Origin of the sequence: Bradyrhizobium sp. CCBAU 51627 (assembly GCF_028128765.1) — a bacterium.
GTDB lineage: Bacteria > Pseudomonadota > Alphaproteobacteria > Rhizobiales > Xanthobacteraceae > Bradyrhizobium.
On sequence record NZ_LBJG01000066.1, the window covers coordinates 1 to 11,035 of the forward strand.

At 65.1% G+C, this 11,035-nt stretch carries 8 protein-coding genes; 5 read left to right on the forward strand and 3 right to left on the reverse strand.

From position 1 onward, the window contains the following. Positions 1 to 284: 284 nt before the first annotated feature. Positions 285 to 476, reverse strand: coding sequence for a DUF1192 domain-containing protein (locus XH88_RS25855; RefSeq protein WP_271671070.1), 192 nt, complete (start codon positions 474 to 476; stop codon positions 285 to 287). Between the two features lie 114 nt (positions 477 to 590). Between XH88_RS25855 and XH88_RS25860 the strand changes: the two genes are divergently transcribed. Together XH88_RS25860 and XH88_RS25865 are read left to right on the forward strand one after the other, a co-directional pair. Then, a complete protein-coding gene (locus XH88_RS25860) occupies positions 591 to 1,589 on the forward strand; it encodes an NAD(P)H-quinone oxidoreductase (RefSeq protein ID WP_271671071.1) in 999 nt (332 codons plus the stop codon). 168 nt (positions 1,590 to 1,757) lie between these two features. Then, positions 1,758 to 4,634, forward strand: a complete 2,877-nt coding sequence (locus XH88_RS25865; RefSeq protein WP_271671072.1) for an EAL domain-containing protein — start codon at positions 1,758 to 1,760, stop codon at positions 4,632 to 4,634. 119 nt (positions 4,635 to 4,753) lie between these two features. On the opposite strand, the gene XH88_RS25870 is transcribed toward XH88_RS25865, so the two are convergent. Further along, positions 4,754 to 5,017, reverse strand: coding sequence for a DUF7662 domain-containing protein (locus XH88_RS25870; protein WP_271671073.1), 264 nt, complete (start codon positions 5,015 to 5,017; stop codon positions 4,754 to 4,756). Between the two features lie 144 nt (positions 5,018 to 5,161). On the opposite strand from XH88_RS25870, the gene XH88_RS25875 reads away from it, so the two are divergent. Continuing rightward, on the forward strand, positions 5,162 to 6,658 hold the full coding sequence (locus XH88_RS25875; protein WP_271671074.1) for a GGDEF domain-containing protein: 1,497 nt from the start codon (positions 5,162 to 5,164) through the stop codon (positions 6,656 to 6,658). A gap of 1 nt (position 6,659) precedes the next feature. Here the strand turns inward: XH88_RS25875 and XH88_RS25880 are convergent, their stop codons facing one another. Continuing rightward, positions 6,660 to 7,535 (reverse strand): UTP--glucose-1-phosphate uridylyltransferase, encoded by an 876-nt coding sequence (locus XH88_RS25880; RefSeq protein WP_271671075.1) that lies wholly within the window; start codon positions 7,533 to 7,535, stop codon positions 6,660 to 6,662. 204 nt (positions 7,536 to 7,739) lie between these two features. Here XH88_RS25880 and XH88_RS25885 point away from each other — a divergent pair, with 204 nt between their 5' ends. Continuing rightward, on the forward strand, positions 7,740 to 9,110 hold the full coding sequence (locus XH88_RS25885) for a lytic murein transglycosylase (RefSeq protein WP_271671076.1): 1,371 nt from the start codon (positions 7,740 to 7,742) through the stop codon (positions 9,108 to 9,110). A 148-nt stretch (positions 9,111 to 9,258) separates the two neighbouring features. After that, positions 9,259 to 10,947 carry an SGNH/GDSL hydrolase family protein gene (locus XH88_RS25890; protein WP_271671077.1) on the forward strand — a complete coding sequence of 563 codons (1,689 nt, stop codon included), beginning with the start codon at positions 9,259 to 9,261 and terminating at the stop codon, positions 10,945 to 10,947. Positions 10,948 to 11,035: the final 88 nt, after the last annotated feature.

Below are 11,035 nucleotides of genomic sequence, written 5' to 3' on the forward strand. Positions count from 1 at the left end.
CGCAAAGCCGCCCGCCCGCTACGGCGCTATGTGGGAGCGCGCGTCCGGGCGGCCTTGCTCTACCGAACTACACCACTACTGGGGACACGACCCACGCTCTCTCCTCCGTCATTTCCTGGCGCGACGAAGTCGCGAGCCCGGAATCCATAACCACAAGGAGATGGAGTTGCCCGCCTGCCCGTTTCGACGTCTTGGGGCTATGGATTCCGGGCCCGGCGCTAACACGCCGCCCCGGAATAACGACGGACAGAGTCCGGCGCCGCGCGCGCCAGGACACTGAAATCCTACGTCTTGAAAAAACTGTTCGCCGCATCGCGCGAGGCGCGCTTCTTGGTGGCGGCTTCTTCCAGGCGGACGATCTCGGTCTTGAGCAAGGCGACGCGCTCGGTCAATTCCTCGACCGACAACAGTGAGAGATCCTGTCCGATCTCATGGGTGACCTTCTTGCGCGGGCGGTCGTCATCTTCCATCGGCATCGTCGTTCCTCCTGCGTCCGCGGACCGGACCACACGGCTGAGGCGGTTGCCAGCATGGACCGCGCTGGCTAATCAAGGGCCTCGTTCCCTCGCACCTTTGCTCAAGGACACATCATGGACAAGCTGCCCGCGCAAATGACCGTGGTCGCCATCTCCAAGCCCGGCGGACCCGAGGTGCTGGTGCCGGAACAACGCCCCCTTCCGCAGCCGGGTCCCGACGAGATCCTGGTCAAGGTGATGGCTGCCGGCGTCAATCGGCCCGACGTGGCGCAGCGCTCCGGCGCCTATCCGCCGCCGCCCGGCGCCAGCGACCTGCCCGGCCTGGAAATATCAGGTGAGGTGGTCGCGGTCGGCAGCAACGCCAAGCGGCACAAGGTCGGCGACATCGTGATGTCGCTGGTCGCCGGCGGCGGCTACGCGCAGTATTGCATTGCGCAGGACGCCCAGGCGATGAGCGTGCCGCCGTCGCTGTCGATCAAGGAAGCCGGCGCGCTGCCGGAAACGCTGATGACGGTCTGGCACAATGTGTTCGAGCGCGGCGGGCTGAAGGCCGGCGAGACGCTGCTGATCCATGGCGGATCCTCGGGCATCGGCACCATGGCGATCCAGCTCGCCAAAGCGTTCGGCGCCAAGGTGTTCGTCACCGTCGGCTCGCAGGACAAGGTCGATGCCTGCCTCAAGCTCGGAGCCGACCGCGCCATCAACTACAAGACCGAAGACTTCGTCGCCGTCGTCAAGGAAGAGACCGGCAAGGTCGGCGCCAACCTGATCCTCGACATGGTCGCGGGCGACTATGTCGACCGTAACTATGACGCCGCGGCGGTCGACGGCCGGATCGTGCAGATCGCAACCCTCAATGGCCCCAACATCAGCGCCAACATCGCCAAGGTGATGGTGAAGCGGTTGACCCATACCGGCTCGACCTTGCGGCCCCGTAGTAATGCGGACAAGGCGGCGATGGTGGCTGCGATCGAGGCCAAAGTGATGCCGCTGTTGCGCGAAGGCCGCGTCAAACCGCTGATGGACAGCGCTTTCCCGCTGGAAAGGGCCGCCGACGCACACCGGCGCATGGAGACCTCAGCACATATTGGCAAAATTGTGTTGGAGGTCTAGGCCGCTGGCCCACTGAGCGAGGCGGAAACCCTTTGATTTTCCTCGCTTTCGTGGCATCTATCGCGAACCGCCGAACCACTTCGGTCCGGTCTGAAATCGCCTTTACGTGCCAGCCTTTTACGTACCAGCCTTGCACTTAGAGTTTGCGTCGAACGCGGAGAACTGACCTTGCGTCTGATCAGGTGCCTCGCGCCCATCGCGCTGGGCCTCATGATTCTTGTCGCCGCGTCGCCTGCACGCGCGCTCGACGCCGTCAGCGTTCGCGGCGATGCGCCCGCGATCGACCTCACCGGCATACTGGAGCATCAGCGCAGCGACACCGACCGCATCCAGGTTTCGACCGCACCCGGCACCGACGGCATCGTGCGCCGCATTGAGGTGCGCGCCCGCGAGGGCGGCCAGAACTGGGTGGTGTTCGCGCTCGCCAACAACACCGACGACCAGCTCGACCGTCTGATCGTCGCTCCGCATTACCGCATCGTGTCCTCAGGGCTGTTGTGGCCCGACCTCGGCCTGTCGCGCATCGCGACCATCACGCCGTCCACGGGCGATCGGCCCGACCGGCAGGAGAGCCCGACCGCCGACGTGTTCCGCGTTACGCTCGATCCGGGCGCCGTCGTCACCTTCGTCGCGGAACTGCGCACCGACAAGCTGCCGCAGCTCTATCTGTGGGAGCCGGAAGCCTACAAGGACAAGGTCAATTCCTTCACGCTGTACCAGGGAATCGTGATCGGCATCTCGGGCCTGCTGGCACTGGTGCTGACCATCCTGTTCGTGGTGAAGGGCAGCATCATGTTCCCGGCGGCCGCGGCGCTGGCCTGGGCGGTGCTGGTCTATATCGGCGTCGATTTCGGCTTCTGGGGCAAGGTCCTCGACATGTCGAACAACGCCGAGCGCATCTGGCGCGCGGCGGGTGAGGCGATTCTCGCAGCAACACTGCTGGTGTTCCTGTTCGCCTATCTCAACCTCAGTCGATGGCACGTGCGCTACTCCCACATCACGGTCGGCTGGCTCGCCTTCCTTGGGTCACTGGTCGCGCTCGCTCTATTCGATCCCGCCGTTGCCTCCGGCATTGCCCGCATCTCGCTGGTGTTGATCGCCTTCGCCGGCTTCGCGCTGATCGTCTATCTCTCGACCCACGGTTTCGACCGCGCGGTGCTGTTGATCCCGACCTGGTTCCTGCTGGTGGTCTGGGTGGTCGCGGCCGGCATGACGGTGGCCGGATCCGTCACCAACGACATCGTCGGCCCTGCCCTGCTCGGCGGCCTCGTGCTGATCGTGATGCTGATCGGCTTCACGGTGATGCAGCACGCTTTTGCCGGCGGCGGCGCCACCACTGGCGTGGTCTCCGACATCGAGCGTCGCGCGCTGGCGCTGGCCGGCTCCGGCGATCTGATCTGGGACTGGGACGTCTCCGCCGACAAGGTCTTCACCAGCCCCGAGACCGAAGCGCTGCTGGGTCTCAAGCGCGGCACGTTGGAGGGACCGGCGGCCTCCTGGCTCGAAGTGCTTCACCCGCTCGACCAGGACCGCTTCCGCGCCGCGCTCGACAGCGTGCTCGACCAGCGCCGCGGCCGCCTCGTGCAGGATTTCCGCCTGCGCACCCCAGATGGCCATTTCATGTGGTTCGCGCTGAAGGCGCGTCCGGTGGTCGGCTCCGACGGCGAGGTCTCGCGCGTGGTCGGCACGCTGACCGACGTCACGGAGCTCCGCAACGCCGAGGAACGCCTGCTGCACGATTCGGTGCATGACAACCTCACCGGCCTGCCCAACCGCAAACTGTTCATGGACCGGCTCGGCGGCGTCGCAAACTTCGCCAAGACCATGCCGACGCTGCGGCCGACGCTGATGGTGATCGACCTCGACCGCTTCAAGCAAGTCAACGATTCCGTCGGCATCGCGGTCGGCGATTCCATCCTGCTGACGCTGGCCCGTCGCCTCACCCGAATCCTCAAACCCCAGGACACGCTGGCGCGGCTAGCCGGTGACCAGTTCGGCCTGATCCTTCTGTCCGAGCAAGACCCGGCCCGCATCACCGCCTTCGCCGAGACCATCCGAAAGACCATCCGCGCGCCGATCGCCTTCAACGACCGCGAGATCTTCTTGACGGCGTCGATCGGTCTCGCTCTGTCGGATCCTCAGACCCAACTGACGGACGAGATCATCAAGGACGCCGAGCTTGCGATGTATCATTCCAAGCGCATCGGCGGCGACCGCATCGACGTCTACAAGCCCGCAATGCGCGCCCGAAAGACGGACCGCCTGACGCTGGAGAGCGAGCTGCGCCGCGCCATCGAGCGGCAGGAGCTGACGATCCTGTACCAGCCGATCGTGCGGCTGGAGGATCGTTCGGTCGCCGGCTTCGAGGCGCTGGTGCGCTGGGATCATCCCAAGCTCGGGCGCATGGCGCCGTCGGAATTCATCACCGTCGCCGAAGAGACCGGCCTGATCGTCGACCTCGGCATGTTCGTGCTCGACCAGACCGCAAAGCAGCTTTCGGTCTGGCAGCGCGCGATGCGCTCGCGCGAGCCGATCTTCGCATCCGTCAACGTCTCCTCGCGGCAGCTGCTGCGCCACGACCTCATCCACGATATCCGCACCGTGCTGTCACGCTCCTCGGTGGCGCGCGGCACGCTGAAGCTGGAGTTGACGGAATCGCTGGTGATGGAGAATCCTGAGCACGCCGCGCAAATGCTGACGCGGATCCGCGAGCTCGGCACCGGATTGTCGCTCGACGATTTCGGCACCGGCCATTCCTCCCTCGCCTATCTCCAGCGCTTCCCGTTCGATACCATCAAGATCGACCAGTCCTTCGTGCGCACGACCAACCGCGGCACGCGGCCGGTGATCCTGAAGTCGATCATCGCGCTTGCGCATGATCTCGGCATGGACGTGGTGGCGGAAGGCGCCGAGACCGATTCCGACGCGGTCGAGCTCTATCAATTGGGCTGCGAATACGCGCAGGGCTTCGCCTTCGGCGAGCCGATGGACGCCGATGCCGCGATGCGGCTGCTTACAGAAGTGCGGCTGGAAGCGGCGAGCTGATTGCCGGCCGTCATTCCGGGGCGCCTCGGAAGAGGCGAACCCGGAATCTCGAGATTCTCAGATGCGCAATTGCGCACCGTAGTTCGATGCTTCGCGTCGCCCGGAATGACGACCCAGCCCTACCGTCGCCGGTCATTCTTCCGTTTCGTAAACCGCACGCTCTGACCATCAGGCATCCGCGTCGCGATGAACCCCGCCGTGAGGCAGGCTTCGCGCTGGGGCATCTGGATGTCGGGGCTGCGCAGGCTGTCCCACCACGAGGCACGATTGGCCGCGCGCGGCAGCGCCGCGCCGATGATCTCCTCGATCTGCTCGAAGGTCAGCACGAATTCCGTCTGCTTATGCCGCAACAGGTAATCGCGTAGCGCGTCGTAATCGTTCACCGCCGTCCTCACACTTTGTCCGCAGCCTGATCTGCGCAAAAGCGAGGCTGGCGGAAACCAATCCTTAACTCATTGCGGCGGCGCCGTCGCGGCTTAAACACTATGCAAGATTTCAAGCGCATCCAGTACAGTCAGGAGCAATCGATGCTGTCTGGATGGCGCGACGTCACGGCCCGCCGACCGTGGCGCATTTCGGCGAAGCTGCTGATCATCTCGTCCGTCGTGACGGTGATCGGCTTTTCCGCCATTTGCGTCAACGTCATGCTCGACATGCGCCGCGGCGAAGAGGCGCTCGCCCGGCAGACACTGGAGAACCTGGCGGCGACCATCGACGCCGACATCAGCCGCAACATCGAGGTCTACGATCTGTCACTGAGGGCGGTCGCCAGCAACATGCTGCTGCCCGAGATCGCCACCGTCCCGAAGCCGATCCGGCAGCTCATCCTGTTCGACCATGCCACGACGGCGAGGCATTTCGGCGCCATCCAGGTATTCGACGCCGACGGCAGGCTGACCATCGACGCCTCCACGCTCGACCCGCAACCGGAGAACCGCGCCGACGAGGACTATTTCAGGATTCACCGCGACAGTCCCGACGCCGGCCTGTTCATCAGCCGGCCGATGCTGTTTCGCGGCGCCTATTCGATCGTGCTGAGCCGGCGCATCAGCGACAGCGACGGCGGCTTCATGGGGGTGGTGGCCGGCTCGATCCGCTTCAGCTATTTCCACGAGCTGTTCGAGCGGCTCAGCCTCGATCCCGATGATACCATCACCGTGCTCAAGCGCGACCGCACCATCATGATGCGGCGGCCGTTCGACCTCGACATCATCGGCAAGAACCTCGGCACGAGACAGGACTGGAAAGCCGACAATCTCAGGGCGGGCGGATCGTACGCCGGAAAGGGCCCGGTCGACGTGACGCCGCGCCTCTACGTGCGCAGCAGCGGCTCGGGTCCGCTGTTTGTGGTGGCGGGCAAACCGCTGGGCGCAGTGTTCGAGCTCTGGCAGAAGGAAGCCTATCGCATCGGCGCGGTGGTGCTGGCGCTGATCCTGTTCGTGCTGGCTTCGACGCTGGTGCTCGGCCGCGAGATCGGCCGCCGCGCCGAGGCCGAAAGCAAGCTCGAGGAGATGGCGACCACGGACGCGCTCACCGGCTTGCGCAACCGCCGCAAGTTCGATTCCGTCATCGACATCGAATGGCGGCGCGCCATGCGCGAGAAGACCCAGATCGCGCTCTTGATGATTGATGCCGATCATTTCAAGGCCTTTAACGACACGTTCGGCCACCAGGCAGGCGACCAGGTGCTGGTCGGCATCGCCATCTGCATCTCCGATTCGGTGCGCCGCGCCGGCGACTGCGCCGCCCGCTATGGCGGCGAGGAATTCGCCGTGCTGTTGCCGAACACCTCGGCCGCCGATGCCTTCAAGATCGCCGAGACGATCCGCGCGAAGGTGCAGGGCTGGTCCGACGGCGGGACGGGATCGACCGTCTCCTGTGGCATCGCCAGCCTCGCGCCCACCGCCGGGATGGACTGGGCGATCCTGGTCGCGGCCGCCGACAAGGCGCTCTATGCCGCGAAAGCCGGCGGCCGCAACCAGTCAGTGGTCGCGAGCCTGCCGACACTGTCGCTGGCGGCGTGAGCTACTGCCCCAGATACTTCTTCATCTCCGCAATCAGCCCCTCGCGCAGTTCCGGCCGCTTCAGCGCGTAGGCGATGTTGGCGCGAAGGAAGCCGGGCTTGGAGCCGCAATCATGGCGCTCGCCCTCGAACTCGACGCCGTAGAATTTTTGCGATCTGGCGAGCCCGATCATGGCGTCGGTGAGCTGGATCTCGCCTCCGGCGCCGCGCTCCTGTGTCTCCAGGATTTTGAAGATTTCCGGCTGCAGGATGTAGCGGCCGGTGATCGAGAGGTTGGAGGGCGCAGTGCCCTTGGCCGGCTTCTCGACCATGCCGTCGACCTCGAACATCTTGCCGGTGCGCTTGCCGACGCCGCAGATGCCGTATTGATGGGTCAGGTGGTCGGGCACGGCCTCGACCGCGATCAGGTTGGATTTCTCGCCGACCGTTGCGGCCGTCTCGATCATCTGCTTCAGGCAGCCCGGCGTGTTGAGCACGAGCTCGTCCGGCAGCACCACCGCGAACGGCTCGTTGCCGACGATGTCGCGCGCACACCACACCGCATGGCCGAGGCCGAGCGGCGCCTGCTGGCGAGTGAAGCTGACGGCGCCGGCGTCCGGCTGGTTCTGCGCCAGAATCTCCTGCTCGGCCTTCTTGCCGCGCGCAGCCAAGGTCGCGTCGAGCTCGAACATCCTGTCGAAATGATCTTCGATGACGTTCTTGTTGCGGCCGGTCACGAAGATGAAGTGCTCGATGCCGGCTTCCCGCGCCTCGTCATACACGTACTGGATCAGTGGCTTGTCGACGATGGTGAGCATTTCCTTCGGCATTGCCTTGGTGGCGGGCAAAACGCGGGTACCGAGGCCGGCGACGGGAAATACGGCTTTGCGGATTTTCATGTGAGTGATCGAATACCTTGAGTGGATGCGTGATCGAAGCAATGCGAGCTTGCTAGCCGGTTTGCAGCCGGTAACAAAGGCGGATGTAGGGCCCTTGCTTATGGAGTTAGTGACAAGACCGCCTACAAAATTTCACCTTTGTTAAGCTATTGGCAACCGTAACGAGGCCTCCTGAGGGCGGATTTTTGGCCGGACAGGTGGGGCATGAGGCAATCGGTGACAGGCATAGCGGGATCTTTGACCGGCGCAACGATGCTTGCGGCCGCCTTGCTGTTCCCGCTTCCGGCACAGGCGCAGGCCCAGAACGGTTTGTCGAACCTGTTCGGCGGCATCTTTTCCGCACCTGGCCCGGCGCCCCAAGCCGTTGGCCCGGGCGGTGCCCAGCCCTGGAGCGGCGAGGACGGCGCGTCCGGTCATCCGCTGATGACCGCGGCCGCAATCCGCGAGGCTGCCGGCAATTTCAGCAATTGCGTCGCGGGCATGTGGCCCGATGCCGCACGTCGCGGCATCACGCAGCAGAATTTCCAGCGCTTCACTGAAGGCCTTGCCCCCGATCTGCGCATCATGGACCTGATGGATTCGCAGCCCGAGTTCACCAAGTCGATCTGGGACTATCTCGACATCCTCGTGAACGACAATCGCCTCGCCAAGGGCAAGGAAGTTCTCGCCACATACAAGGCGCAGTTCGACGCGACCGAGAAGGCCTATGGCGTCGACCGCTACACCATCGCTGCGATCTGGGGCATCGAGTCCAATTATTCGACGCAGATGGGCGACCGCAGCGTGCTGCAATCGACCGCGACGCTCGCCTGCATCGGCCGCCGCCAGGCCTATTTCAGGGACGAGTTCCTCTCCGCGCTGGAGATCCTCAACCGCGGCGATTTGCGGCACGAGCAGATGCGCGGCTCCTGGGCCGGCGCGTTCGGCCCAACCCAGTTCATGCCGACCGCGTTCAAGCGCTTTGCCGTGGACGGCGATGGCGACGGACGGCGTGACGTCGTCGACAATCCGACCGACCTGATCGCCTCCACCGCCAACAACCTGAAGAAGGATGGCTGGCAGAGCGGCCAGACCTGGGGCTTCGAAGTCGTGGTGCCCCAGGGATTCAACTACATGCTGGCCGACCGCGCCAAGATGATGACGATCGCACAGTGGGAGAAGCTCGGCCTCAAGCGGGCGACGGGTCAGCCATTCCCCCACCCCGCGGAGAAGGCCTATCTGCTGGCGCCCGCCGGCGCGCAGGGCCCCGGCTTCCTGATGCTGCAGAACTTCCGAGTCATCATGAAGTACAACCCGGCCGAGGCCTATGCGCTGGCGATCGGCCATTTCGCCGACCGCCTGCGCGGGGGGCAGCCCTTCGTGCAGCCCTGGCCGCGGCAGGAACGCGAACTGTCACGAAACGAGCGGCTGGAACTGCAGCAGCTTCTGGCCCAGCGCGGCTTCTACAAGGGCACCCCGGACGGCCAATTCGGCGGCCAGACCCGGGACGCCTTGCGCAATTTCCAGGCTTCGATCGGGGTCCCCGCGGATGGATTTGCCTCCTCCGACGTGCTGGACCGGCTGCGCGGGCGGTAAAATCGCGCCGAAAGTAACCCTGAGCGGGGATTCTCGCGGTTCGCGGCGTATGGGCTTGGAATTCCGCAAGAGAATTTGCCCGTTTGGCGCCCGATTCCGTTATTATAGCAAGCCAATCCCAGACCCGTTACGCGCCGCCCGAGATCGCATGTCGAAGCCAAAATCCTTTTTCAAGGCGCTGACCGAGACTGGCCCGCTGCTCGCGTTGGGAACGGCGCTTGCGATCCTCGTCTTTGTCGCGGGATCCGCCTCGGCGCAGGGATTCTTCAACTTCCCCGGCTTCGGCGGCCCGCCGCAACGCGCGGCCCCACCGCAGCGACGTGGCGGTGGTTGGTTTGGCGGCGATTTCTTCGCGCCGTTCCAGCAGCAGCAGCCGCAGGCCCCGCGCCAGGATTTTTCGCGCGCTCCGGCGCCCGCAAAGCGCGATACGATCCCTGAAAAAAACGTGCTGGTGATCGGCGACGCCATGGCCGACTGGCTCGCCTACGGCCTGGAAGACGCCTACATCGAGCAGCCCGACATGGGCGTGATCCGCAAGCACCGGACCACCTCTGGCCTGATCAGGTACCAGCCGAAGGGTGAGCCCTCCGATTGGGCGGCAGCCGCGAAGGGCATTTTGGAGACCGAGAAGCCGGACGTCATCGTCGTCATGCTTGGCCTCAATGACCGCATCGCAATCCGCGAGCCCGTCACCGACAAGTCCGCTGACAAGGACAAGAAGAACGACAAGGGCGCTCGCGCCAAATCGCAAGGAAAGCCCGGCGAGGCCAAGCCCGACGCCACCGCCAAGGCGGACGACAAGCCCGTTGATACCGACCTGCCGCAGGACGAGGCCGACAACCCCGATACGCCTGCGGCCGCGCCGGAGAAAACCGCGCGCAACCCAAATGGCCTTTACGAATTCCGCGACGAGCGCTGGGTCGAGCTCTACAGCAAGAAGATCGAGGAGCTCGCGGGCGTCCTGAAATCCAAGGGCGTGCCCGTGCTCTGGGTGGGCCTGCCCGCCATTCGCGGGCAGAAAGGCACCGCGGACATGCTGTTCCTGGATTCGCTCTATCGCGAAGGCGCAGCCAAGGCCGGCATCACCTATGTCGACGTCTGGGACGGCTTTGTCGACGAAGCCGGCCGCTTCCTGCAGAAGGGCCCTGACTTCGAAGGCCAGATCCGCCAGCTCCGAAGCGCCGACGGCGTTTATTTCACCAAACCCGGCGCACGAAAACTGGCGCATTATGTCGAGCGCGAGATCACGCGCTTGCTCGCCGGACGCTCCGGCCCGATCGCGCTGCCGAGCGAGCCGGCAACGCCCGACACCAGCGCCGAGCCCGGCAAACCCGCGCCGCGACCACTCGCCGGCCCGATCGTGCCGCTGGTCGCAGCCTCGATCTCGACCGATCAATTGCTGGGTGGACCGGGCACACGTCCCGCCGCCGTCGATGCGCTCGCCGCCCGGACACTGGTGAAGGGCGAGCCGCTGGTAGCGCCCGCAGGCCGTGCCGACGATTATGCCTGGCCGCGCCGCGAAGTCGGCCGCGAGCAGGCCAAGGGCGATACGCCTGTTGCGACGACGACGCCCCAAGGTGGTGCTGCAGCTCCCGTGGCGCCCGGCACGCCGGGTGCGGCTGCCGCGATCGCACCGCCCAAGCCGCTCGCACCGAAGAAGCCGGCACCGCCACAACAGCCGGCGCAAGCCACGCCGTCATTGCGCGAGTTCTTCGGCTTCGGTTCGCCGCAGCCAGCGCCGCATCAACTGGCGCCGGCGCCGCGCAACCCGAATCCGAACCCTGCGATCCCGCGTCCGCCCGCCAATGTCGGGCGTGCGGCGGAAGTGATTCGCTAGAGCATCCGGCGACTGAGTTGAATCGAAAGTGATGGAGGGATGGCTTCCGGCGCGTCGATTATCGTGAGTCCATAAGGTCTCTGATTCG

Excerpts from the sequence above, each read along its gene's own strand:
- XH88_RS25860 (WP_271671071.1), top strand. The coding sequence starts at position 591 with ATGGACAAGCTGCCCGCGCAAATGACCGTGGTCGCCATCTCCAAGCCC.
- XH88_RS25880 (WP_271671075.1), bottom strand. The coding sequence starts at position 7,535 with ATGAAAATCCGCAAAGCCGTATTTCCCGTCGCCGGCCTCGGTACCCGC.
- XH88_RS25875 (WP_271671074.1), top strand. The coding sequence starts at position 5,162 with ATGCTGTCTGGATGGCGCGACGTCACGGCCCGCCGACCGTGGCGCATT.
- XH88_RS25855 (WP_271671070.1), bottom strand. The coding sequence starts at position 476 with ATGCCGATGGAAGATGACGACCGCCCGCGCAAGAAGGTCACCCATGAG.
- XH88_RS25885 (WP_271671076.1), top strand. The coding sequence starts at position 7,740 with ATGAGGCAATCGGTGACAGGCATAGCGGGATCTTTGACCGGCGCAACG.
- XH88_RS25890 (WP_271671077.1), top strand. The coding sequence starts at position 9,259 with ATGTCGAAGCCAAAATCCTTTTTCAAGGCGCTGACCGAGACTGGCCCG.